18 protein-coding genes are annotated in these 22,919 nt (G+C 55.4%); 7 read left to right on the top strand and 11 right to left on the bottom strand.

Going from position 1 to position 22,919, the window contains the following annotated elements:
- Nucleotides 1–99: 99 nt before the first annotated feature.
- Both proP and VI01_RS25305 read right to left on the bottom strand, forming a co-directional pair.
- Nucleotides 100–1,605, bottom strand: coding sequence for a glycine betaine/L-proline transporter ProP (gene proP, locus VI01_RS04230; RefSeq protein ID WP_045814089.1), 1,506 nt, complete (start codon nt 1,603–1,605; stop codon nt 100–102).
- A 343-nt stretch (nt 1,606–1,948) separates the two neighbouring features.
- Nucleotides 1,949–2,179 carry a hypothetical protein gene (locus tag VI01_RS25305; protein ID WP_156149331.1) on the bottom strand — a complete coding sequence of 77 codons (231 nt, stop codon included), beginning with the start codon at nt 2,177–2,179 and terminating at the stop codon, nt 1,949–1,951.
- On the opposite strand from VI01_RS25305, the gene VI01_RS04225 reads away from it, so the two are divergent.
- Nucleotides 2,178–2,645, top strand: a complete 468-nt coding sequence (locus VI01_RS04225) for a hypothetical protein (protein ID WP_045814088.1) — start codon at nt 2,178–2,180, stop codon at nt 2,643–2,645. The genes VI01_RS25305 and VI01_RS04225 overlap by 2 nt on opposite strands.
- Here the strand turns inward: VI01_RS04225 and VI01_RS04220 are convergent.
- Both VI01_RS04220 and VI01_RS04215 read right to left on the bottom strand, forming a co-directional pair.
- Entirely contained in the window at nt 2,637–3,596 is a 960-nt protein-coding gene (locus VI01_RS04220) for a D-2-hydroxyacid dehydrogenase family protein (protein WP_045814087.1), read from the bottom strand. The genes VI01_RS04225 and VI01_RS04220 overlap by 9 nt on opposite strands.
- Nucleotides 3,571–5,175, bottom strand: a complete 1,605-nt coding sequence (locus VI01_RS04215; RefSeq protein WP_045814174.1) for an EAL domain-containing protein — start codon at nt 5,173–5,175, stop codon at nt 3,571–3,573. The genes VI01_RS04220 and VI01_RS04215 overlap by 26 nt, the downstream gene beginning before the upstream one ends.
- 238 nt (nt 5,176–5,413) lie before the next feature.
- Here VI01_RS04215 and VI01_RS04210 point away from each other — a divergent pair, with 238 nt between their 5' ends.
- Nucleotides 5,414–6,178, top strand: a complete 765-nt coding sequence (locus tag VI01_RS04210) for a class II aldolase/adducin family protein (protein WP_038644243.1) — start codon at nt 5,414–5,416, stop codon at nt 6,176–6,178.
- Between the two features lie 9 nt (nt 6,179–6,187).
- Complete coding sequence (locus VI01_RS04205; protein WP_045814086.1) at nt 6,188–7,135, top strand: ABC transporter substrate-binding protein; 948 nt, start codon at nt 6,188–6,190, stop codon at nt 7,133–7,135.
- A gap of 42 nt (nt 7,136–7,177) precedes the next feature.
- On the opposite strand, the gene VI01_RS04200 is transcribed toward VI01_RS04205, so the two are convergent.
- The 4 genes from VI01_RS04200 to VI01_RS04185 form a co-directional block, all read right to left on the bottom strand.
- Nucleotides 7,178–8,224: an AI-2E family transporter gene (locus tag VI01_RS04200; RefSeq protein WP_045814085.1), complete on the bottom strand. Its 1,047-nt coding sequence runs from the start codon at nt 8,222–8,224 to the stop codon at nt 7,178–7,180.
- Nucleotides 8,225–8,403: 179 nt separating this feature from the next.
- Nucleotides 8,404–10,059, bottom strand: coding sequence for an iron ABC transporter permease (locus tag VI01_RS04195; RefSeq protein WP_197079562.1), 1,656 nt, complete (start codon nt 10,057–10,059; stop codon nt 8,404–8,406).
- On the bottom strand, nt 10,060–11,031 hold the full coding sequence (locus VI01_RS04190; protein ID WP_197079561.1) for an ABC transporter substrate-binding protein: 972 nt from the start codon (nt 11,029–11,031) through the stop codon (nt 10,060–10,062).
- Nucleotides 11,009–11,719 (bottom strand): ABC transporter ATP-binding protein, encoded by a 711-nt coding sequence (locus tag VI01_RS04185; RefSeq protein WP_045814084.1) that lies wholly within the window; start codon nt 11,717–11,719, stop codon nt 11,009–11,011. The genes VI01_RS04190 and VI01_RS04185 overlap by 23 nt, the downstream gene beginning before the upstream one ends.
- A gap of 228 nt (nt 11,720–11,947) precedes the next feature.
- Between VI01_RS04185 and VI01_RS04180 the strand changes: the two genes are divergently transcribed.
- Nucleotides 11,948–13,171, top strand: coding sequence for an MFS transporter (locus VI01_RS04180; RefSeq protein ID WP_045814083.1), 1,224 nt, complete (start codon nt 11,948–11,950; stop codon nt 13,169–13,171).
- 420 nt (nt 13,172–13,591) lie between these two features.
- Here VI01_RS04180 and VI01_RS04175 read toward each other — a convergent pair whose 3' ends face one another.
- On the bottom strand, nt 13,592–14,407 hold the full coding sequence (locus tag VI01_RS04175; protein WP_045814082.1) for a TIM barrel protein: 816 nt from the start codon (nt 14,405–14,407) through the stop codon (nt 13,592–13,594).
- 413 nt (nt 14,408–14,820) lie between these two features.
- Here VI01_RS04175 and VI01_RS04170 point away from each other — a divergent pair, with 413 nt between their 5' ends.
- Together VI01_RS04170 and iolB are read left to right on the top strand one after the other, a co-directional pair.
- Nucleotides 14,821–16,326 carry a CoA-acylating methylmalonate-semialdehyde dehydrogenase gene (locus tag VI01_RS04170; protein ID WP_045814081.1) on the top strand — a complete coding sequence of 502 codons (1,506 nt, stop codon included), beginning with the start codon at nt 14,821–14,823 and terminating at the stop codon, nt 16,324–16,326.
- A gap of 25 nt (nt 16,327–16,351) precedes the next feature.
- Entirely contained in the window at nt 16,352–17,170 is an 819-nt protein-coding gene (gene iolB, locus VI01_RS04165) for a 5-deoxy-glucuronate isomerase (RefSeq protein ID WP_038644251.1), read from the top strand.
- A 159-nt stretch (nt 17,171–17,329) separates the two neighbouring features.
- Here iolB and VI01_RS04160 read toward each other — a convergent pair whose 3' ends face one another.
- Both VI01_RS04160 and iolC read right to left on the bottom strand, forming a co-directional pair.
- On the bottom strand, nt 17,330–18,175 hold the full coding sequence (locus VI01_RS04160; RefSeq protein WP_034819711.1) for a MurR/RpiR family transcriptional regulator: 846 nt from the start codon (nt 18,173–18,175) through the stop codon (nt 17,330–17,332).
- Between the two features lie 207 nt (nt 18,176–18,382).
- Nucleotides 18,383–20,296 carry a 5-dehydro-2-deoxygluconokinase gene (gene iolC / locus VI01_RS04155; protein WP_045814080.1) on the bottom strand — a complete coding sequence of 638 codons (1,914 nt, stop codon included), beginning with the start codon at nt 20,294–20,296 and terminating at the stop codon, nt 18,383–18,385.
- 547 nt (nt 20,297–20,843) lie between these two features.
- Between iolC and iolD the strand changes: the two genes are divergently transcribed.
- Nucleotides 20,844–22,778, top strand: a complete 1,935-nt coding sequence (gene iolD / locus VI01_RS04150; RefSeq protein WP_034819705.1) for a 3D-(3,5/4)-trihydroxycyclohexane-1,2-dione acylhydrolase (decyclizing) — start codon at nt 20,844–20,846, stop codon at nt 22,776–22,778.
- Nucleotides 22,779–22,919 lie beyond the last annotated feature (141 nt).

Below are 22,919 nucleotides of genomic sequence, written 5' to 3'. Positions count from 1 at the left end.
GGTGAAAAAAGTGACAACAGTTTACCCCTTTTCGCCAGCGGGGATGAAGGATTGTGTGCGGAAACGAAAACTCCCGCCGGGCGGCGGGAGTGGGGAAGATTACTCGTTGATGTCCGGGTGCTGCTGCACCAGGTTTTTACGTTTCGCCTCGAGCTTAGCGATCTCTTCATCAATATCTTCGATTTTCTGCTCAATGTTGTCGTGATGCTCCTGCAGGATTTCACGCGCTTCTTCAATATCCGACGCCGCTGGTGTGGCACCGCGCAGCGGCTTGTTGGCGGTCTCTTTCATGTAGATACCGGTGATCAAACCAATCACCGCGACCACCATCAGATAATAAGCCGGCATATACAGATTGCTGGTTGTCTCAACCAGCCATGCGGCGAAGGTCGGGGTTAAACCGGCAATCAGTACCGAGATATTGAAGGCACTGGCCAGCGCACTGTAACGAATGTGCGTTGGGAACATCGCCGGCAGCGACGAAGCCATCACACCGGTAAAGGCGTTGAGGATCACCGCCAGCAGCAGCAGACCCGCAAAAATCAGCCCCAGCACGCCGCTGTTAATCAACATAAAGGCCGGAATTGAGAAGGCGAACAGCGCGATACTGCCGATGATGATAAACGGACGACGGCCAAAGCGGTCACTCAGCATGCCCATCACCGGCTGCACAAACAGCATACCCATCATGATGGCGATAATAATCAGTACGCCGTGATCTTCCGAGTAGTGCAGGTTATGCGACAGATAGCTCGGCATGTAGGTCAGCAGCATGTAGTAGGTCACGTTGGTGGCAATCACCAGACCGATACAGGCCAGCAGACTTTTCCAGTGCTTGGTGGCGATCTCTTTGAACGATACTTTCGGGCCATCACGCAGACCTTCACGATCGCCTTGCTCCAGCTTATCAACGTGCTGCTGGAACGCCGGTGTCTCTTCCAGTGCGTGACGCAGATACAAACCGATGATACCTAACGGCAGCGCGAGGAAGAACGGCAGACGCCAGCCCCACTCAAGGAATTTCGCTTCGCCGATGACGGTGGAAATCAGCACCACCACGCCCGCACCCAGCACGAAGCCGGCGATGGAGCCAAAGTCGAGCCAGCTGCCCATAAAGCCACGCTTACGGTCCGGCGAATATTCCGCGACAAAGATCGACGCACCGGTATATTCACCGCCCACCGAGAAGCCCTGCGCCATTTTCGCCAGCAGCAGCAGAATCGGAGCCCAGATGCCGATGGTGGCATAAGAGGGGATCAGGCCGATACAGAAGGTACTGATCGACATGATGACAATGGTAATGGAGAGGATTTTCTGACGACCGTATTTGTCGCCGAGCATACCAAAGAACAGACCACCCAGCGGGCGAATCAGGAAGGGAACCGAGAAGGTACCCAGTGCAGCAATCATCTGCACACTAGGCGATGCATCCGGGAAGAACACCTTACCCAGCGCATACGCCACAAAGCCATAAACACCGAAATCAAACCACTCCATCGCGTTGCCCAGAGACGCGGCGGTAATGGCTTTTCGTAAACGGGCGTCATCGATAATCGTGACGTCATCCAGCCCGATAGGTTTTACACGCTTCCTACGTAGTTTCATGATGTAACCCTGTATTGGAAATCGAAAAATCCTCAACGCTGCAGACTACATTTTGTGGCCAGTCCACGGCGTTGAGAAGATTTAAGCATAGCCGTCAAAGAGGATTTTATCCGGCATAGCAACGGTAATAATTAGGGGCGAAATGATTACGTCCCGCGACAGAGTATACCGATTTTGTGTGATATTTGTCATGTTTCAGCCAACAACTGGCTATTTTTTGGCTAAAACTCTGGCGGAATGTCGGAGGAAACGCAGCTTATAAAATCCTGGTTATCGCGCGTCAGGCCGCGTAATGCGTGCGTTTCAGCCAGGAATGCATCAAAAAGGAGGCAAAGCGTGTCATTTATTTTTTTTTTGAAAAAACGCGGAGAAAATTTTGATGATTATCAGCGATATCAACTGCGCATCGCTGATTGATTAATCCATTGTTCTGACAAGTGGCGGCTTGATTGCCATACCTGATTGTTGCGCAAATAAATAAGAATTTCTTATCATTAAGCGAAGCGGTAAGTTTGCTTGCCAGCTTGTCATCATTCGGTAATACTCTGCCGCCTGGCTCAGGTGGAGTGTTCATGTCGAGAAAAAACGCCCGATTGTTTGAGAATCCCTGGCTGTCGCAAATTGACAGTGTAGAAAGGAATCTTATCAATTATGCGCCTGATGCACGGCGAACGCTTGCCGATCCTGTGGCACCGATTGGCTGGATTGACTGCGGTGAACGTGCCGATACCCAATTGGCGTTACTGGCCCAACAACCTGATGAGCTGCTGAAACGCCTGAAAACCTGGCGGCAAGCCGGATTGCTCACCAGCCAGGCGGCCGAGAGTTTGCGGCAGCTGCAACGCCTGACGCAAACCAGCATCGCGCGTAATCAACCCATTACCCAGCTTGATGAGTATCAGCAGTTGGTGGGACAGCTGACGCCGACCCTGGAACGTATTAACCAGCGCCTGAATGGCCAGCGCCCGCCGGTCACGCTGGCGGATGACACTCTGGAAGTGGCGCTGCGTATCGCCGAAAAACGCCGTCGCTCAGAGTAGCGAGCGCAGTGGTGCGCCGCTTATCCATCCCTGAATATCTTCCACTGCCTGCGTGAAGTAGGTGCGGTAATTGCTGTCGGCGACATAGCCAAGGTGCGGCGTGGCCAGCACATTGGGCAGATGGCGCAACGGGTAGTCAGCAGGTAGCGGTTCCTGTTCGAACACATCGATTCCGGCTCCAGCCAATTGACCGGATTGCAGTGCGGCAATCATCGCTTGCTGGTCGACAAGTGCGGCGCGTGAGGTGTTGATCAACAGCGCGCCCGGCTTCATCTGCGCCAGTGCAGCCTGGTCAATCACGTGGCGCGAGCGCTCGCTAAGCACCAGGTGCACCGAGACAAAATCGCTCGCTTGCATCAAGGCGTGCAGCGAAGGCATCCGTTCTGCGCCACATTCGGTTGCGCGTGAGTCGGTGAGATTCTGACTCCATGCGCAAACGCGCATCCCAAAGGCCTGCGCCACTTTGGCCATCTCGCCCCCGATTTTACCCAGCCCCACTAAGCCCAACGTTTTGCCCTGCAAACCGAGCCCCAGCGTTTGCTGCCACGGCCCGTTATTACGCAGTGCCTGATTTTCTACCCCGATGTGGCGAGCCAGCCCAATCAGCAAACCCCAGCTGAGCTCCATCGGTGCAGCGCTGCTGCTGGCGGTGCCGCACACGGCGATATAACGCTCGGCACAGGCGTGCAGATCAATCGAGGCATTACGCATGCCGGAGGTGACCACCAGTTTCAGGTTAGGCAAGCGACCAATCAGTTCGGCCGTGAGCGGTGTGCGCTCGCGCATGATGACCAGAATATCGGCGTGTTCGATGTGACGAACCAGTTCATCTTCATGATCAAAATGCCGGGTCAGTGCGGTGGTGTGGACAGTAGGTTGCAGCGATGCCCAATCGGCCAGCGACAGGGCAACGTTTTGGTAATCATCAAGAATGATGCAATTCAGGCTCATGGGATTCCTCAACGAGAAGTGGCTGGCGCCCTTGCTCATTGAGCCAGGCGCGGAGCCGGTCATTATCCATCGGACGGGCATAATAGTAGCCCTGGATGTAGACAACGCCACGTTGCTTCAGGTACTCGAATTGCAACGAGGTTTCCACCCCTTCACCGAGCACGTCCAGCTTGAGTTTGTGGCACAGATTAATGATGGCATCCAGCACCGGCGTTTCTACCTCAAGACCTTCAATGGCGTTAATGAAGCCGCGATCGATTTTCAGGTAATCCAGCGGGAAGGTCAGCAGATAAGAAAGTGAGCAGTGGCCGGTACCAAAGTCATCAATCGCCACTTTCATGCCGTGTGACTGCAGGTAGCGGAGTTTACGCGCCACCAGTTCGCCGTCATCAATCAGGCTGCGCTCAGTGAGCTCCAGCGTCACCACCATCTGCTTGTCTTTAATGCGGCGGGCAAAGCGCTGAATGTCCTGCACGAAATCGGCATGTTGCAAGTGTTCTGCCGCCACGTTCAGGCCGATATGGAAACCGGGCTCAACCTCCCAGCCCTGAATATCTTCCGCCATCAGATCCAGCAAATGCTGGGTCAGTTGCACAATTATCCCTTCAGATTCGGCGTGGCTGATAAAGATATCCGGACGGATCATCTCACCATTCGGCAATTGCCAGCGCAACAGGGCTTCCGCGCCTTTACAGCGCTCGATTTCCGTGCTGTAAACCGGCTGGTAATGGACCGAGAATTGACGGCTACGCATCGCGCGGCGGATTTCATCGGCCCACGAAATGCGGCGGCGCAGCCAGTTGGCGGTCAATACCATCAGCAGGATAGAGAAAATTGCCGCCATCGGCAGGAAGATAAACAGCGCCTGACGCCAGGCCTTCAGCAACTCGGAGGCGGGCACGGTGACATTCACGCTAATGGGGTAGCGGCTGGATTCGGCCTGATAAGGCTCGCTTTTCAAATACAGCTCGGGCTCGATATCGGCAGGACCGCTGGTAATCGGTGCGCCGCCGCTAAAGCGCATGCTCATTTGATAGCCACGTGACTCGCCAATAGCGTGCATAAAGTCCATCAGATACTGGCCATCAATCACCGCCCAGAAGCCGGTGCTGTCTGGCAGTTGACGCACGAACACCACGGCAGGTCGATTAGGCACGCCGTAAGTGCCCCGAATGGAGATGCTCCACCAGGCTTTGCCGGTGATCGGCGGCGGTTGCATCATCATCTGGGTCAGTGTGCCATGGGCTAAACCAAAGGCAGACGAGCAGCTAATGTTCTCGCCACTCAGCAGACCGACGGAGCGGAAATAGGCGTTGAGGGTGCCAGCGCGCTGTAGCTGATCCTCGATCTTCGCACAAGGCTGATAATGGAACTGACGCAGCTGGGTGATCATATCCCAGGCGTTATCACTCATTTTTTCGGCTTGAGTGAGTAAGGAGTTAGCGGTGGAGATCTGCTGCTGACTCACCGTGTGCCGCGCTTCAATGGCCGTACAAAGGATGCCCAGTACCAGCGGTAATAACCCGGCACAGACAATTAACAGCCAGCCAAAATCGCGATTTTTTCTTTGCGGTGGCACCTGACTTTCCTCGGTCATTTTAAGCAGCAGATGAGGGCTAAGCTGCGGCGTCAGCAGCATAACACTTCCAGGGGCCGTGCATATTAGCGTTTTGCTTTTGCTCTGGACTGACTCAGGTCAAATATCGGCGTCGCTTTGCGTTAATTGACAATGTTTTGCCGTTATTGGCATTTCCCAGCGGGAAAAGCGCTGTGCCACGATGATGGGAAAGCATATTGACCTGATATGAGGAGCGAAAATGAGCACTGAAACCCTGGATGTGGCTTCCCTGCGCCAACGTATCAGCGAAGGCGAATGGCAGGCGCGTGTGAAGCTGGCGCAGGCCTATCACCTGGCGGCCAGGCTGCGCTGGACTGACCATATCTACACCCACTTTTCTCTGCGTGTGCCGGGCGATCAGCCCCATTTTCTGATTAACGCTTTTGGTCAAACCTTCGATGAAATCTCGGCGGAGACGCTGGTGAAAATTGATATCGACGGAAACATCATTGATGACCCGACGGGGCTGGGGATTAACCACGCGGGATTTGTGATTCACAGCGCCATTCACCGTGCGCGTCCGGATGCGCATGCCGTGCTGCATACGCATACGGCGGCGGGCATTGGTGTCTCTGCGCAGCGCAACGGTTTGCTGATGATTTCGCAGCACAGCACGCGCTTCCACAATCGCCTTGGCTATCACGATTACGAAGGCATTGCGCTGGATCTTGATGAGCAGCAACGCATTGTGGCCGATCTTGGCGATCTTAACGCGTTGATTCTGCGTAATCACGGTTTACTCACCAGCGGTGGCAGCATCGAAGAAGCGTTCTATAACCTTTACTACCTGGAGCGTGCTTGCCAGGCGCAGCTAGCAGCTCAGTCGGGCGGTGCGGATTTGATCATCCTGCCTGATGCGGTATCCGAGAAAGCGGCGCAAGCCTTCGACAACAGCATCCGTAACCACAAATATCAGCTGCACTGGGATGCTTACATCCGCCAGCTCAACCGCAACGCACTCTGAGAATCCCCTATGAAATGGATGAAACCGGTTGTTTCGACGCTGTTGCTGTGCGCGGCGTTTAGCAGTCAGGCGGCACCTGATTTGAGCAAAGTCACTCTGGTGCTGGGCGATCAGGCGCGCAATCTGCGTTCGCTGATTGAGGCCGCCGATGTGATGAAAGATGCGCCCTATCAGTATCGCTGGGCGAATTTCCAGGGTGCGGCACCGCTGTTTGAAGCGCAACGTGCGGGGGCAGTCGATACCTCTTACGCCGGTGATCTCCCGGTACTGATGGCGGCATCCGGTGGGGTACCGTTGAAGATCATCGCCACCAACGTCGGCGATGCTGGTTCGAACGGGGTGATCGTCCCGGCTGATTCACCGATTCACAGTGTGAAAGATCTGGTCGGAAAGGAAGTGGTGGTGTCATCGGCGCGCGGCAGCATTTCCCAGCATCTGCTGTATGAGGCGCTGGAAGAAGCGCAGGTAAAACGCGATACGGTGCCGGTGCGGTTTGTTTTGCCAACCGATGCCAGTGCCGCGTTTAATTCCGGGCAAATTGCCGCCTGGGCCACGTTCGATCCCTATCTGGGGATTGCCGAACAGCACGGTGCACGCCTGCTGCGCGATGGCAAAGGGTTAACCACGGCACTGTCGTTTGTCACTGCCACGCAGAGTTCGCTGGACGATCCCGCTAAGCGGGCGGCGATTGTCGATTTCACCCATCGTTTAGCCAAAGCCCGCGAATGGGCGCTGGAGCACCCGCAGCAGTACAACGCAGTCTATGCCCAGTTAACACGTCTCTCGCCGGAAGATGCGCAGAAGATTACGCCGCGCATTTCGCACGGCGTTCGGGGGGTGACGGCAGAAGATGTGGCGAAAGTGCAGAAGGTGTCAGATCTGTTTAGCGAGCTGAAGATTTTGCCGAACAAGGTCGATGTGCAGGCGATTACCGATAACAGCGTATTTACGCAATAATCGGCCACCCGGCGCGATGCATCGCGCCGCCATGCTTATGTTTTAACGCGGACGCGATCCCGGCCGCCCAGTGCCTAACAGAATCGCCAGTCGGCTGCCACCCGGCGTGGTCTCCATCAATATCTTAGTGACGCTGGTCAGTGGTACTGACAGCAGCATGCCCACCGGTCCCAGCAGCCAGCCCCAGAAAATCAGCGACAGAAACACCACTAGCGTGGAAAGCCCTAAGCCGCGCCCCATCAACCTGGGCTCCAGCATATTGCCAAACACCATATGAATCGCGCTGAACAGTGCCACCACAAACAACGCATCGTAAGTTCCGTTCAATACCAGTGCCTGAATAAATGGCGGGATGCCGGCGATGATCGGCCCGATGTTGGGTACAAAGTTAAGGATAAAGGCCACGACGCCCCAGAACAGCGCAAACTTCACGCCGATAAGTTCGAGCACCAGCCATACGGCGATACCGGTAATCAGGCTGACCAGGGTTTTCAGCGCCAGGTAGTGGGTCACGCCTTTGAAGGCGCGGTGTAACCCCGCGATGCGGATTTGCGGATTGACCATCGCGTTACGCATTTTGTACGGCAGATGACGCACTTCAAACAGCATAAATACCACGGTGAGGATCAGCAGCAGCACGTTGGTCATGGCACCGGAAAACTGTTTCAGCAGCGTGGTGGCCATATCCATCATCACATTCGGGTCGAGCCGGGCGGCTAAGGCTTCCGTGGAGATATTGATATGAAAGCGAGCGGCAAAGTGCTGCACCACGCCGAGCTTTTGTTCCAGCATGCTACGGATTTGCGGATAGGTATCGCTGAAGTCACTGGCCGAACTGGCCATCACGCCCACCAGCAACAGAATGACGATAAATATCACGCTGATCACCGCTGTGATGGCCAGACCACGCGGCACGCCGCGACGCATCAGCAGGGTGACCAGCGGATTCAGCACAATCGCCAGAAAGCTGGCAAGCAGGAAGGGCACCAGAATCTCTGACGCGGCGCGAATGCCCGCCAGAATGATCACCAGCATCGCCATCTTGACCAGCATGTTCTGGCCAATTTTTTCCTGGGGCAGGTTGTTCATTTACTCTCCTGAGTCATCAATGGCTCAGGAGAGTGTAGTTGAACGAGATTAAGTGATTGTTTATTTAGGAATAAGCGAAACGCGTGAGTGCGTCTTTCGGCAAGGACGCTGTGTAACGCGCAATAAATTGCGCCGCTACTGACATGTGCAGCTGAGTTGTAGCGGCGCGATTCATCGTGCTATTTATTCCCCTGGCGCTGCATCAGCATGGTGGCACCCAGCATCAAGGTCAGGCTGGCGAGCAGCGTCACGGTGGCCATCGCCATCCCTTGTCCCACGGAACCTTGCTCGAACTGACGCCAGATAAAAATCGCCACGGTTTGCGTCCCGGCGGGTGCCAGCAGTAGCGATGTCACCAGTTCGCGCGATGCCACGGCAAACACCATCATCATCGCAGCCAGCAGACTCGGAGCGACCAGCGGCAGGACGATCAGGCGCAGCGCCTGTAAGCGTGATGCGCCGTGCACGCGCGCCGCCGGTTCCAGCGTGGGGGCTAGCTGACGCAGCGCACTGCTGACATAGCGTACCGGCCACGGCAGCAGCAGGCAGCTGTAGGAAAGCAGCAGAATAAACATCGTGTTGTAAGGTGAAACCGGCCAGAAGCCGCGGTTCCACAGCAGAATTAACCCAACACCGACCACCACACCCGGCATGGCGGCAGGCAGCAGCGCCAGGCCATCCATCATCGCCAGCAGGCGCGTTTTCCCTTCTGACACGCGCCAGGCAATCAGGAAACCGAGCAGCCCAGTAAGTAGTGCCGCGCCCAGCGCCAGCCCAATGCTGGTGGAGAAGGCCGCTAATGCATCCCCTTGCTGACTGAACAGCGCGCCGAAATGGCGCAGCGTCAGGTTATTCACATGCAGGCCGCCGGAAAGGGTATTCAGTAATCCACTCAGCGTCATTGCGCCCAGCGGCAGTACCACGGCGAGTAAAACGGTGAGGATAAACGGCAGCAACATCAGCGGCAGCCAGCGCCCGCCCTCGGCAAGCTCTTGCACCACCGGTTTGCCGTTCACTGCCGTCACATCGCTGCTGCCGGTCAGTTTACGTTGCAGGAACCAGGCGGTGAGCGCCACCAGGCTCAGCATCAACGAGAGGGATGCCGCGCCCGGTAAGTCGATTGGCCAGTCCGCCAGTTTGGTTTCGATACCGACCGTCATCAACGTCAGATGCGCCTGAGTGCCGAGCGCCGCAGGCACGCCGTACTCTTCAATCGCCAGCGTGAATGCCAGCAGCACGCCACCGGCTAACGCCGGCAGCGTCAGCGGCAATGTGATCTGGGCAAAAGCGCGCCAGGCTGATGCGCCGTGGACGCGAGCCACCCAGGCGAGGCGCTGACCGCTCGCCATCAGCGAACGCGACACCGCAAAATAGACCACCGGGAAAATATTCAGCGTCATCACCAGCGTCATGCCGGTGCTGCTGAACAGCAGGCTATCAAAGTTGATGCCGATGAGTTGCTCAAAATAGCCGTTGCGTTGCAGCGCCAGCGTCCATGACAGCGCCACGATATAGGGCGGCGTGAGGAAGGGGATCAGGAATAACAGATCCCACATTGCCGCACCCGGCAGGCGGAATAGGCCGCGCAGCGCGCCGAGCGGTAAGCCCAGCAGCAAACTGCACAGCGCCACGCCGCCGCCGATCTTCAGCGTGCCCAGCCACATCGGAACCAGCTGAGGATCTTCAAACAGCGCCGGTAATGCGCTGAAAGCCCCACTCCAGTTCCCCTCGCCAGGCTGTGGAAACAGTGCCTGTAGCACGATAAACAGCAGCGGCAGTGCCACCAGCAGCGTCAGCGCCAGTAGAATCAATCCATTCAGGGCACGCGACATCATTTACTGCCCGAACAGGGCGCCAAAGCGCTTCAGCACCGCCGAACGCTCGCTGCTGCCATCGCTATTGGCGGGCAGCAATTTGATCTCGGTGAACAGCGGACGCTGTGCTTTGATATCGGTACGTGCAGGCATCAACCAGGCCTTCGCGACCTGCTCCTGGCCTTCATCCGACAGCACATAATCGACGAACTTCTTCGCATCATCGGCATGTTGGCTGCTTTTCAGAATCATCATCGGACGCGGTGCTACCACGGTGCCGTTCTCCGGGAAGATCACTTTGACGCTTTCACCCTGCGCGATGTTGTTATAGGTGACGTAATCCACCGCACCAAACACCGCCGCTTTCGCCCCTTGCAGTACGGGTGTGACGGCCTGGGCATTTGGGCCGCTCATCACCATGCCATTGGCTTTTAACTGATCAAACAACTGCCAGGCTTTCTCGCCTTCGCTGTTTTGCAGGCCAATCAACAGATCGAGTGAAGCACCGGACAGAGCGGGATCCGGCGTGGTGACTTTATCTTTAAACGCGGGCGCCGTCAGATCCTGCCAGGTTTTTGGCTCTGGCGTGCCGCTTTTGGTGTTCCACACAATGCCGAGTGCAGAAATACCCTGCGCGACATAGTTTGCCGTTTTGAACTGCTCTGGCACTTTCGCCGCATTGGCGCTTTCATACGGCAGCAGCCAGCCACGATGTTGCAGATCTTCGGCGGTATCCCATGAGGCAGAGATCAGCACATCGGCTTGTGGATTAGCCTGTTCAGCTTCCAGGCGCGCCATGACTTTGCCGGTCGTGGCCTGGAAGATATTCACTTTAATACCGGTTTGCTTTTCGAATCCGGTGGCAAGACTTTTTGATAGCGAACCCGGACCGGCGGTATAAACCGTCAGCGCCTGGGCATCGTTGATCATCATAGCGGAAGTCAAAATCATCGCGCTGATGGCTCCTGTTTTAACTGACTTGAGAGATGGCATTGCGGTCCCCTGAGAGGTGAGTAACGGAAACAATCTGGCCCTGTGCCAGGTGAATAATGCGGTCGGCGAGTGTGTTGGCTTCCTCGCGGTCATGCGTGACATAAACAGCGGTAATGCCCGCACTGCGCAGCAGATCGGCCATGGTATGCACCAGGGTTTCGCGCAGATCGCGGTCAAGATTGGAGAGCGGTTCGTCGAACAACAAAATCGCGGGTTTGGCAACCAAAGCACGGGCGAGGGCGACACGCTGCTGCTGTCCGCCAGAGAGCAACGCCGGTTTGCGATCGCCAAAATCAGCCAGGCCAACCTGCGCCAGCGCTGCATCGGCTTGTTCACGCGCCGCCGCTTTTTTCACACCGCGCATGCGCAACGGGAAAGCGACGTTTTGCGCCACCGTCATGTGCGGCCACAAGGCGTAATCCTGGAAAACCATGCCGAGGTTGCGCATTTCCGGCGCATCACAATGACGTGCAGAGGCAGCGCAGCGATCGCCAATCCATAGCTCGCCCGCCGTGGGTTGCAGCAAACCCGCCAGCAGTTTCAGCAGCGTGCTTTTGCCACAGCCGCTCGGGCCGAGCAGCGCAAGGATTTCGCCTGCGGGAATCGTCAGGGAGAGATCGTGCAGAATCGTCAGATTGTTCACCGACCATCTGAGATTTTTCAGTTCGATAGGCACGGCATGCGTCACTGGCTACCTCCCGTGAAGGAGTAGCACTGCGGCACGCGCGCCTGACAGCAAATCAGGAGCAGCATCAGATTGTTTATCCTCTTTGGGATTTGTTGGGCGCGAGTGTAAGTGGGCGATATGACGAAATGATGACCACAAATTAGGGCGATCACCGGATGCAGTCGGCAGGAAAAGGCGTATAGTTAGCCTTCTATACAAATATTTAGTCACCCACGAGCGCAATCACTCATGCCTGACCAGCCTGCCGCAGCCCCTGAACACGGCCGACTTCGCCTGAATCTTCTGATCCTCTCCATTGTGAAGTTCAACTTCGCCAGCTATCTCACGATTGGCCTGCCGTTGGCGGTGCTGCCGGGCTTTGTCCATGACGGATTAGGCTACAGCGCCTTTTGGGCGGGATTGGTGATCAGCCTGCAGTACATCGCCACGCTGCTGAGCCGTCCACATGCCGGGCGCTATGCTGATATGTGGGGGCCGAAGAAGGTCGTGGTGCTAGGGCTGGTGGGGTGCCTGATTAGCGGCATCTGTATCCTGCTTTCAGCACTGACGGAAGGGCAGGGCGTCCTCAGCCTGATTTTGCTGTGTCTGGGGCGCGTAATATTGGGCGTGGGGCAAAGCTTCTCTGGCACCGGCACTTCACTGTGGGGCGTGGCGCGCGTTGGGTCGCTGCATATTGGTCGGGTGATTTCCTGGAACGGTATCGTCACCTACGGCGCGATGGCGATTGGTGCACCGCTGGGTGTGGTGATTTTCCGCAGCGGCGGTTTGCTGCTGCTTTCCAGCATCATCATTGCCATCTGCGTGCTGGCGATTGCGCTGGCACTGCCGCGTGCGCCGGTGAAAGGCAGCAAAGCCAAACCGCTGCCGTTTCGCGATGTGCTGGGCAAAATCTACGGTTTTGGCCTGATCCTGGCGATGGGGTCAGCAGGGTTTGGCGTCATCGCCACCTTTATCACCCTGTTCTATCAGGATAAAGGCTGGGATGGTGCCGCCTTTGCCCTAACGATGTTCAGTGCCGCCTTTGTCGGTACGCGCCTGCTGTTCCCCAACGCTATCAATAAACTCGGTGGCCTGCGCGTCGCCAGTATCTGTTTTGCCGTCGAAGCGGTTGGACTGTTTCTGGTGGCGGGTTCATTCGATCCCTGGATGGCGAAAATGGGGGCGTTTCTAACCGGTGCAGGTTTCTCGCTGGTGTTCCCGGCGATTGGCGTGGTGGCGGTGAAGGTGGTACCGCAGCAGAATCAGGGCAGCGCGCTAGCGACCTACACGGCGTTTATGGATCTGTCATTGGGCATCACTGGCCCGATTGCGGGGTTTATCATGAGTTACGCCGGAGTCTCGCTGGTGTATCTGCTGACTGCGCTGCTGGTATGTCTGGCGCTTTTCTGCACGTTACGCATGATGAAGCGCATGCCCGCAGAGGCGAACGTAGAAATCAAAGAAAATGCCTGACTTCAATGAATAAAGCACCCTCACATCATTCATCCCAATCGCTCAGGCGCATCTAAACAGGGTCTTCAATCGCTCAGGCATCCTCTAAATAGTTTACGTCAGAGCAAGGCGGCAAGTTTGTAAGTCCCCAGGAGCTTACGTCCGTCAGTGATTGAGGTGTGCAAACGTTGTTATGGCACTCAGGCATACCCTAAATAGTTTAAGTCAGAGCAAGGCGGCAAACGCGCGAATCCCCGGGAGCTTACGTCCGTAAGTGACTGGGGCGCACAAACGCGGCCAACGCAGCTATGACGTAAAATATGACGAGGATGGAAAAAAGGGCCTCCGACCGAGGCCTAACACTAACAAAGTGTGTCTTGTTATGGACACAGATAAGGGTAGGGGAAACGGCGACCACACACCCTCGGCCGCCGTTATAAATCAGGCTTGCAGTAACGCAATACTCTGGCGAATTTCGCGTTCAATCTCTTTCGCGCCCCACTTCTCCAGCTCCGAGGAGAATGGCTCAAATGCGTAAATGCCCTTATAACCAAGCATCTCCAGCCGCTTCACCTGCGCCACGCTGTTCAGCACATCGCGGTCGCTCAGCATAATGCGCTCTTCATCCGTCAGTTCCACCGTTGGGCGGGTATCTTCCACGCCTGAGAGATGCACTAAACCAATCTGGTTCACCTCAATCTCCTGCGGGAACTCCTGCTCGGCGTTCTCGTACAGGTGATGATGGAAGGTATCCAGCAGCAATTTAAACGGCACGCCCGCCTGCTTAATCAGCTTTTGCGTCTGCACCGCAGAGCGCAGTGAACTTACCGGGAAGCCCAGCGGCTCAACCAGCCCCTGAATACCATATTCAGCGAAGCGCGGTGCCAGGATCTGCAACGCCTCCAGCGTTTTCTCTGGTGCGATGGCAATACCCTCGTTCAATGGGCACATCACCAGCGCTTTGGCTCCAATGGCTTTCGCTTCTTGCAACATCGCTTCGGCTTTGCTCAACAGCGCGTCATCAGGGCGGTTAAACGGATAGAGCGCGTTAATGGTCTCGATCTCGATGTGATACTTATTCGCCAGCGATCGCAGCTGCGACGCGCTCAGACCATCGGTGACCTTGCCGCCCGGCATATCGTTACGCAGTTCCACTTTGCTCAAACCCAGTCGCTGAACTAACTGGAAAAAAGCTTCTAGTGAGAGCGCAGGCGCAATTTTACGGTTGATACAGAAACGGGTTGGATCGATGGCCATGTGAGGCTCCTGTAATAGGATACGGATCAGATGCTGCAAAGAAAACATTTATTTCATTGTTAGTGAATTATGAAATATCAGATATTGGATCTTCCTCGCAAAAATTTCATATTTCGTTTCGCGCAACAGCATAGCGACGTGACTTAAGTAGAAAATGTGTGGTCACAGTGGGTTAGGGTTGCGCCGGGGCAACAGGGTAAGAACGCCCGTAGTGAGGGCTTTGCGCCTGCCTGACAGCCAGAGCGGGAAAAATGCGATCCATGCCGCTAAAAGGAAATTTTCCAAAAAGAAGTATTTGAAAAATTTATTTCATTGTAATAGCTTCATAGCACGCTTTTCGTATTGCCTGGTCAGGTGGTGTTGCAGTGATAACCGACTGCCTGCAGGGAACTTCACATCAAAGAGGCAACGACATGACTATCGTAGGAAACTTTATCGGCGGCAAGATTACCCATAGCGCCAGCAATGAAACCATCCCGGTATACGATCCAGCCACCGGCAAAGTCGCGCGTGAACTGACGCAGAGCACTGCTGCTGAAGTGGAAAAAGCGATCGAAATCGCCCATGCCGCGTTCCCTGAATGGTCGAAAACTGCGCCGCTGCGTCGTGCCCGTGTGATGTTCAACTTCAAAGCACTGATGGAAAAACATCGTGACGAGCTGGCTGCGCTGATTGTGTCTGAGCACGGCAAAGTGTGGTCGGATGCGTTAGGTGAGCTGACGCGCGGTATCGAAGTGATCGAGTTTGCCTGCGGAATCCCGCATCTGATCAAAGGTGAAAACTCACCAAGCGTCGGCACCGGCGTGGATAGCTACTCGCTGATGCAGCCGGTTGGCGTGGTCGCGGGTATTACGCCTTTCAACTTCCCGGCGATGGTGCCACTGTGGATGTTCCCTATCGCACTGGCGTGCGGTAACACCTTTATCCTGAAGCCACCGGCGCTGGATCCATCAGCCTCTGTGCGTATGGCTGAACTGCTGAAAGAAGCGGGACTGCCGGATGGCGTGTTCAACGTGGTGCACTCGTCTAACGAAGATGCTGAGCAGCTGTACAAAGATCCGCGTATTGCGGCAGTGAGCTTCGTCGGCTCTTCCGGCGTGGCCGAGCATATCTACAAAACCGCCAGCGCCCACGGTAAACGTGTGCAGGCGTTTGGTGCGGCAAAAAACCACGCTATCGTGATGCCAGATGCCGATCTGGATGCCACTGTGAATGCCATCATGGGCGGCGCCTTTGGTTCTGCCGGTGAGCGTTGCATGGCGCTGCCTGTGGTTGTCGCAGTGGGCAATGATACTGCCGACAAACTGATTGCACGTCTGACTCCGCTGATCAAAGCGCTGCGCATCGGCCCCGGTATCCAGAAAGGTGCTGAAGAGAACGAAATGGGCCCGGTGGTTTCTGCCGCACATCAGAAGAAAGTACTGGGCTACATCGACAAAGGTGAAGCCGAAGGCGCAAAACTGGTGGTAGATGGTCGTGGCGTGAAAGTCGCAGGCCATGAAGAGGGTTATTACGTGGGCGGCACCCTGTTTGATAACGTTACCCCGGACATGATGATCTGGCGCGAAGAGATCTTCGGACCGGTATTGAGTATCATGCGTTCTACCGATTTCGACAGCGCGCTGAAGCTGGTAAACAGCCATGAATTCGGCAACGGCAGCGCCATCTTCACCAGCAACGGCCACACCGCGCGTGAGTTCGTGCAGAACGTGGAAGCGGGCATGGTAGGCGTTAACGTTCCCGTGCCGGTGCCAATGGCGTTCCACAGCTTCGGCGGCTGGAAGCGCTCAGTGTTCGGTGCCCTGAACGTGCACGGTCCAGACGGCGTGCGTTTCTACACCCGCATGAAAACCGCCACCGTGCGTTGGCCGAGCGGTCAGCAGACTGTTTCAGAGTTCAGCATGCCGACGCTGGGCTAATCTCGCTCTAACAAGGAGATCGATGATGTCTTTGATTTCGAAAGCACAGCAGCCAGACAGCAACGGCCGTATTCAGCACGTCACGCCGGAAAGTGCGGGCTGGGAGTATGTCGGTTTTGATGCTTATCTGTTGAAGAAGGGCCAAAGCCTGAAACTCAGCAGCGGCGATAAAGAGCTGTGCCTGGTGCTGGTGGCGGGTTTTGCCTCAGTGAAAACCCGCAACGCGGAGTTTCCCAACCTCGGCAAACGCCTGTCACCGTTCGAGCGTATTCCACCGTACTCGGTGTATGTGCCGCACGATGATGAAGTAGAAGTCTACGCCGACAGCGATCTGGAACTGGCGGTGTGTAATGCGCCGAGCAAAGGCAACCTGCCTGCGCGCCTGATTGCCCCGGAAGATGTGGGTGTGGAGCAGCGTGGTAAAGGGCGCAATCAGCGTCTGGTGCACAACATTTTGCCGGACAACAAAGAGGCCGACAGCCTGCTGGTGGTGGAAGTGTATACCGACGAGGGCGCGACCAGTTCGTACCCGAGCCATAAACATGACCAGAAAACCAGCCCGGATGAGACCTATCTGGAAGAGACCTATTATCACCGTTTCGATCCAGAGCCTGGTTTCGCGATGCAGCGCGTGTATACCGACGACCGTTCACTCGACGAGTGCATGGCGCCGTATAACCGCGATGTGGTGACCGTCCCGCGTGGCTACCATCCGGTGGCCACCATTGCGGGTTACGATAACTACTATCTGAACGTGATGGCCGGTCCGGTGCGTTTGTGGAAGTTTACCTGGGAAAAAGATCACGCCTGGGTGAACAGCGATAAGTATCCGCGCAGTAAATAAAGCCGCAGGTCGCCCTAATGGCGACCCTATCGGCTAGCGATACGCTTGTCGTTGGGTGTGCAGTGATGCGCACCTGCCAGAACATCGCAAGATATGAATGACACATGTAAAAAGGGCAGCCAAATGGCTGCCCTTTTTGATGTACAACGCTCGGCGAAGTTATTCGCCGGTGCCGGTATTATTCAACGCTAATGAAACCGCCAGCGTCTGCGCCAGACAGAGTGAGGCGACCTGCGAACGGAAGCCATCAACCTGCGCTTCGCGCACCACAAAACACACATCGCTGAAGGCGGCCAGCGGACTCACCTGGCTGTCGGTGATGGCAATCAGATGTGCGCCGCGTTTGGCACCCAACTCAACCAGCTCAACCGCTTCACGCGCATACGGCGAGTAGCTGATGGCAATCACCACATCTTTGGGATTCACCATGCTCAACTGCTCGGTAAACATGCCGCCGAGACCGTCGATCAGAAACGCACGACGCTCCAGATGGCGCAGCGCATACACCAGATAGGACGCAACGCTGAATGAGCGACGCAGGCCAATGATGTAGATATTCTCGGCTTCATCCAGCATTTTCACCGCTTTGTTCAGCTGGTCCGGATTAACCTGCATGGCTAGCTGCTGCAATGCCTGGCTGTTCACCATGGTGAATACGTTGAGAATCTCAACCGGGCTCTCAGGAGAACTGGCGCTGTCATCCGTCGCCGTCTGGCGGAACAGACGGGCGCGCTCGGTGTAGTTCACCGTTTCTTCCATCAGATGTTGACGGAAAACCTGTTTCATTTCGTTGAAACCGCTAAAGCCAAATGCGTTGGCAAAGCGAATCAGCGTGGAGGGCGGCACATCGGCCTGCTGCGCGATGGAAGCGACGGTATCGAAAGCAATGCTGTTGCTGTTATCAAGAATATAACGAGCCACCTGCTTCAGGCGTTTACTCAGCGTCTCATAGCGACGACGGATATCGTCCTGTAACAAGGTTAATTGGGTTGGATTATTGGTCATGACTTCGGCCCGTCAAAAAAGAAAATATGGCTGGATAATGAGCGCTATAGTACCAGATGGATGGAAAATTTCATTTGTTTGACGCTATCGTGACGCTTATTTCATCGGTTTATGAAATGCCTCACAAAAAGAAGTGATTAGCGAGAAGGCAAAAGCCAATAAAAAAAGCGGCTCTTGCGAGCCGCTTTTAACTGTGATTAAACCCTGTCAGCCACGCGCCGCGCGCCAGTAGCCAATCAGTCGCAGATAGTTGCCTTTCACCGTTTCAATCAGCGCTTTATCATCCAGTTCACCGTTGAGCCATTGGCGTGACGGTTGGCCGAAGATGGTGCGTCCGACGGCAAAGCCTTTCACCCACGGCGCTTGCGCCGCCGCAGCGAAACCGGCTTTCAGCGTCTCTTCCGGTGCATCGAGGCCGAGCAACAGAATGCCGCGGCAGTGGGGATCGTTCTGTTCGATCAACCCGCTGATGGCCTGCCAGCTCTCCGCCGACAGCGGTGGCAGTTTCCACCAGTCCGGCTGAATGCCCAGGCTGTAGAAGTGGCTCAGCATGTCGTAATAGTACGCTTCATTACGGTCAGGATTGCTCTCCGGCAGAATCAGTTCCAGCAGCAGCTCATGCCCGCTTTTGTTACAACCGTTCCACACATCGAGTACCAGTTCATCCTGCTCTTTACGCAGCTCGGCGCTGTCGTGCGGATGGTAGAACACCAGGCATTTCACCACGTGCTCTGCCGGCCAGTCGACCAGTTGCGAACCGATGTTACCGTGCTCCAGACGCAGGGGACGCGAGCTTGGCAGTTCGATAGGTCGGCCAATCCACCAGTTTTTGCCGGTAATGGCGTTCAGCGCTTTCTGGCCGTAGGTGGTATCCGCCAGAATCCCACTCTTCTCATTTAAGCCTGCTTCGTTGGCCGCTTCCTGTGCCGCCTGCAACAGCAGCAGTTTCAACTGCGGGATCTTATCTTCACTGACGCCCGCTTCACGTGCCATATCGGCCAACTGCTTACGGTGGTCAAAGGCGAACACGTTGAGTTCTGGCCACTGCTGTTTACGCGTGGTGACGCGGTGCAGATGGTTGAGGCGCGCATCCAGATCCGGACGTTTCACATCTTTATCGCGACCAAGGAAATCGTCCAACTCTTCTTTGGTTGGCATCGCTGGCGCGCAACCGTGGCGTGAGACCACCAGCGCACCACAGGCGTTGGCGTAGCGGCAAGCCTGTTCCCAGCTTTCATCGTTGAGCCAGCCGCGTAGCAGGCCAGACATAAAGGCATCGCCTGCACCCAGCACGTTCAGGACTTCAACGCGTACGCCGGTTTGCAATTTGGTCTGTTCCCAGCTGTCCGGGATATCACCTTCAAACACCACGCAACCCAAGGGTCCACGTTTACACACCAGCGTCGCTTTGCTTGCCTGGCGCACATTTTTCAGTGCTGTCAGCGTATCCGTGCTGCCGCCGGCAATATGGAACTCTTCTTCCGTTCCTACCACCAAATCGAAATAGTGCAGCACTTCCTGCAGCTGTTTCGTGACTTCACCGGATTCAACGAAACGCGTTTCGCCATCGCCCAGTGACGTCAGGCCCCACAGCACCGGACGATAATCGATATCCAGTGCGGTGCGCAGACCATTACGTTTGGCGATATCCAACGCTTTCAGTACCGCAGCGCGGGTTTGCGGATGTGAAAGATGCGTACCGGTGACCGCGACAGCGCGAGAAGAGGTGATGAATTCCTCTTTAATGTCATCCGGCACCAGGCCCATATCGGCACAGTTGTCGCGGTAGAAGATCAGCGGGAAGGTATCTTCATCTTTAATACCGAGGATCACCAGGCCGGTCAGGCGGTTTTTATCGGTGATCAGCCCATCGGTGTTACAACCTACGCGCTGCAATTCTTCTCGCAGAAAGCGGCCGTTATGTTCATCCCCTACGCGTGCCAGCATGGCTGATTTCAAGCCCTGAATGGCTGTTCCATAGGCCACGTTACCGGAAGAACCGCCCAGATATTTATTAAAGCTGGTCATATCTTCCAGACGTGATCCGATTTGCTGACCGTAGAGGTCGACGGCGATGCGTCCGATACAAATCACATCAAGCCGCTTCTGTTGTGTACTCATACCTGTGGTTTCCTTCTGTGATAAGCAGACACTGGGGCGAAAACGCCCAACATCAAGCGCTATGCTTCCGGGTTCTCAAGGTGCCTGATTGGCTATGGTCGCAGTATGAGGAATAAAAATTCCAAATACAATATGAAATGAAACATCCATCGCGATTTTGTGACCGAGGTAAAACTCTGCACAATGCGCTATCACGGCACGCTGTTTAGCATCAGTTTCACTGATGCTCTGGCTTGTGAGCCAGGTCGCAGGAAAATGACTGTGAATAAAGGAAGCTACTGAAGTGAAATGAAATTTCGCTATCTTGTTAAAATGCTATTTTGTCATTCCACTTTTACCCCTGCAACGGCCTCCGCTGGCAACGTTTCATCGCTGAATTTGATCTCCATCGCAAAATGAAATGTTTCTTCTGTAATTACGTTTAATGAAAAAAATATTTGTTTATAATCGCCACACGTTTCACTTATCCGCGGGTGCCGTAACGGCAGCGAAAACCCGAACCGCGTTGTACCTCACGTCAGGTACCAGCATGTAAAGGAAGAAGCATATGGGCACAATCAGACTTACCACGGCACAGGCGCTGGTGAAATTTCTTGATAACCAGTATCTGAACGTTGACGGCGTTGAAACCAAATTTGTGAAAGGCATTTTTGCCATTTTCGGCCACGGTAACGTGCTGGGATTGGGGCAAGCGCTGGAGCAGGACAGCGGCGATCTGGTGGTGCATCAGGGTCGTAATGAACAGGGCATGGCGCATGCGGCGATTGGTTTCGCCAAGCAGTCACTGCGTCGTCAGATTATTGCCTGTACCTCTTCAGTGGGACCGGGCGCGGCGAACATGATCACCGCAGCTGCCACGGCGACCGCGAACCGCATTCCTTTATTGCTGCTGCCGGGTGATGTGTTCGCGACGCGTCAGCCCGATCCCGTTTTGCAGCAGATCGAGCAGAGCCACGATCTCAGCATCAGTACCAACGATGCCTTCCGCGCGGTGAGCAAATACTGGGACCGCGTTAGCCGTCCTGAACAGCTGATGACTGCCTGTATTAATGCCTTGCGTGTGCTGACCGATCCGGCGGAGACCGGTGCCGTGACCATCGCGCTGCCGCAAGACGTGCAGGGTGAGGCCTGGGACTTCCCGGAATATTTCTTCCAGAAACGTGTGCACCGTCTGGATCGCCGTCTGCCGACCGCTGCCCAGTTGGAAGATGCTCTGTCGCTGATTGCGCGTAAACACAAGCCGCTGATTATCGTGGGTGGCGGTCTGAAATATTCCGATGCCGGTGCCGCGCTGCTGAAATTCGCGGAACGCTTTAACATCCCGTTTGCGGAAACACAGGCCGGTAAAGGCACCATTGTTTCTGATCATCCACTGAATGTGGGTGGCGTCGGCGAAACCGGCTGCCTGGCGGCTAACCTGTTGGCGAAAGAAGCCGACCTGGTGATCGGGATCGGCACGCGCTACACCGATTTCACCACCGCTTCGAAATGGATTTTCCAGAATCCTGAAGTGAGCTACCTCAACATCAACGTCAGCAATTTCGACAGCTACAAGCTCGATGCGGTGCAGCTGTTAGCGGATGCGCGTGAAGGGTTGACCGCACTGGAAAGCGGACTGAAAGGCTTTGAGAACCACTGGGGCGGTCAGGTTGAGCAGGCGCAAAGCAAGCTGCTGAAAGAGACGCAGCGTGTGTATGCCGCCACTTATAACACTGACGATTTTATTCCCGAAATCGCCGATCACATTGACCGTGAAGCGCTGTTTACTGAGTTTGAGCGCCTGACGCAGTCAGTGCTGACGCAGAGCAGTGTGCTGGGCACCTTAAACGAGCAGCTCCCAAAGGATGCAGTGATTGTCGCGGCAGCGGGCAGTCTGCCGGGCGACCTGCAACGCATGTGGCGCACCAAAGATTACAACTCGTACCACGTTGAATATGGCTATTCCTGCATGGGCTACGAAGTCAACGCCGCGTTGGGCGTGAAGCTGGCGCAGCCGCAGCGTGAAGTCTACGTGATGGTTGGCGATGGCTCGTTCATGATGCTGCACTCCGAGCTGGTCACCTCGATTCAGGAAGGCGCGAAAATCAACGTGGTGCTGCTGGATAACATGACCAACGGCTGTATTAACAACCTGCAGATGGAACACGGTATGGACAGCTTCACCACCGAGTTCCGTTTCCGCAACCCGGAAGGCGGCAAGCTGGATGGCGGCTTTATTCCGGTCGATTTCGCGGCGATTGCGGGCGGTTACGGCTGTAAAACTTATCGCATCACCACGCTGGAACAGTTGGAAGCTGCACTGATTGACGCGCAGAAACAGACCGTTTCAGTGCTGTTCGACATCAAAGTGCTGCCAAAAACCATGATTCACAAATATTTCAGCTGGTGGCACGTTGGTGTGGCTCAGACTTCAACGTCTGAACGCACGCAGGAAGTCGCTGACAAGCTTAACGTGCATATCGAACAAGCACGTAAGTACTAACACCCTTTTTAGGCCGGCGTTCGCCGGCCTTGTTTAACCCTATGTACCCCAAATAATTCGAGAGTCAGGAAGGCGGCCAACGAGAGCAGCCAACGCACCTGCATCTTGAAATATGAAGGGCATACTTATCCGACTCTACAG

The organism is Pantoea sp. SM3 (assembly GCF_000963995.1).
In the GTDB taxonomy this organism is placed as follows: Bacteria; Pseudomonadota; Gammaproteobacteria; order Enterobacterales; family Enterobacteriaceae; genus Pantoea; species Pantoea rwandensis_B.
This window is presented reverse-complemented; position numbering and strand designations above follow the sequence as displayed.

Coding starts and splice junctions, on each gene's coding strand:
- proP (WP_045814089.1), bottom strand. CDS start 1,605: ATGAAACTACGTAGGAAGCGTGTAAAACCTATCGGGCTGGATGACGTC.
- VI01_RS04225 (WP_045814088.1), top strand. CDS start 2,178: ATGTCGAGAAAAAACGCCCGATTGTTTGAGAATCCCTGGCTGTCGCAA.
- VI01_RS25305 (WP_156149331.1), bottom strand. CDS start 2,179: ATGAACACTCCACCTGAGCCAGGCGGCAGAGTATTACCGAATGATGAC.
- VI01_RS04220 (WP_045814087.1), bottom strand. CDS start 3,596: ATGAGCCTGAATTGCATCATTCTTGATGATTACCAAAACGTTGCCCTG.
- VI01_RS04210 (WP_038644243.1), top strand. CDS start 5,414: ATGAGCACTGAAACCCTGGATGTGGCTTCCCTGCGCCAACGTATCAGC.
- VI01_RS04205 (WP_045814086.1), top strand. CDS start 6,188: ATGAAATGGATGAAACCGGTTGTTTCGACGCTGTTGCTGTGCGCGGCG.
- VI01_RS04200 (WP_045814085.1), bottom strand. CDS start 8,224: ATGAACAACCTGCCCCAGGAAAAAATTGGCCAGAACATGCTGGTCAAG.
- VI01_RS04195 (WP_197079562.1), bottom strand. CDS start 10,059: ATGATGTCGCGTGCCCTGAATGGATTGATTCTACTGGCGCTGACGCTG.
- VI01_RS04190 (WP_197079561.1), bottom strand. CDS start 11,031: ATGCCATCTCTCAAGTCAGTTAAAACAGGAGCCATCAGCGCGATGATT.
- VI01_RS04180 (WP_045814083.1), top strand. CDS start 11,948: ATGCCTGACCAGCCTGCCGCAGCCCCTGAACACGGCCGACTTCGCCTG.
- VI01_RS04175 (WP_045814082.1), bottom strand. CDS start 14,407: ATGGCCATCGATCCAACCCGTTTCTGTATCAACCGTAAAATTGCGCCT.
- VI01_RS04170 (WP_045814081.1), top strand. CDS start 14,821: ATGACTATCGTAGGAAACTTTATCGGCGGCAAGATTACCCATAGCGCC.
- iolB (WP_038644251.1), top strand. CDS start 16,352: ATGTCTTTGATTTCGAAAGCACAGCAGCCAGACAGCAACGGCCGTATT.
- VI01_RS04160 (WP_034819711.1), bottom strand. CDS start 18,175: ATGACCAATAATCCAACCCAATTAACCTTGTTACAGGACGATATCCGT.
- iolC (WP_045814080.1), bottom strand. CDS start 20,296: ATGAGTACACAACAGAAGCGGCTTGATGTGATTTGTATCGGACGCATC.
- iolD (WP_034819705.1), top strand. CDS start 20,844: ATGGGCACAATCAGACTTACCACGGCACAGGCGCTGGTGAAATTTCTT.